Origin of the sequence: Streptomyces sp. RPT161, assembly GCF_027533845.1 — a bacterium.
GTDB lineage: Bacteria > Actinomycetota > Actinomycetes > Streptomycetales > Streptomycetaceae > Streptantibioticus_A > Streptantibioticus_A silvisoli_A.
This window is the reverse complement of record NZ_JAPZVN010000088.1, coordinates 1-834: the sequence shown is the minus strand read 5'-3', so window position 1 is coordinate 834 and position 834 is coordinate 1. Positions and strand designations below refer to the sequence as shown.

At 63.1% G+C, this 834-nt stretch carries 1 protein-coding gene; it reads right to left on the bottom strand.

Annotation, left to right across the window (positions count from 1 at the left end; all coding sequences use genetic code 11):
- On the bottom strand, positions 1-803 hold an 803-nt coding region (locus tag O5O46_RS35020; protein ID WP_443072707.1), incomplete at its 3' end, for an ABC transporter ATP-binding protein.
- Between the last annotated feature and the right edge of the window lie 31 nt (positions 804-834).

Genomic DNA, 834 nt, shown 5'->3' with positions numbered 1-834 from the left:
TTGCCGCCGGTGTGCTCCTCGTACGCCTCAAGCACCTCTTCGGTCGGGCCGTCCATCCACAGCTCGCCCTTCTCCAGCCACAACACCCGATCACAGGTGTCCCGGATCGACTTGTTGTTGTGACTCACCAGGAACACCGTCCCGGCCTCAGCCCGCAACTCCCGGATCCGCTCCTCCGACCGCTTCTGAAACGCCCGGTCACCCGTCGCCAACGCCTCATCGATCATCAACACATCGTGCTGCTTCGCCGCCGCGATCGAAAACCTCAACCGCGCCGCCATACCCGACGAATACGTCCGCATCGGCAACGAGATGAAATCACCCTTCTCATTGATCCCCGAGAAGTCCACAATGTCCTGATACTTCTCACGAATCTCGGAATTACCCATCCCCATCGCCAACCCACCCAGGATGACGTTCCGCTCCCCCGTCAGATCATTCATCAACGCCGCGTTCACACCCAGCAACGACGGCTGCCCATCGGTGTACACCCGACCCCGCTCCGGCGGCAGCAACCCCGCGATCGCCCGCAGCATCGTCGACTTACCCGAACCGTTCGAACCGATCAGCCCGACCGCCTCACCCCGGTACGCCACGAAACTCACCCCGCGCACCGCATGCACCTCACGCACGTTCGGCGACGTACGACGCTGCACGATCCGACTCAACGCGGCCGTGGCACTGCCCTTGCCACTGCCCGCACCATGCACCCGGTACACGATGTGCAGATCGTCCACGATCACCGTGGGAACCCTCTCGGCCCCACCCACCTGCTGCTCAGCCACGACCGTACTGCTCCTCAGCCTTCCAGAAGAACACGAAGCCCCCGATACC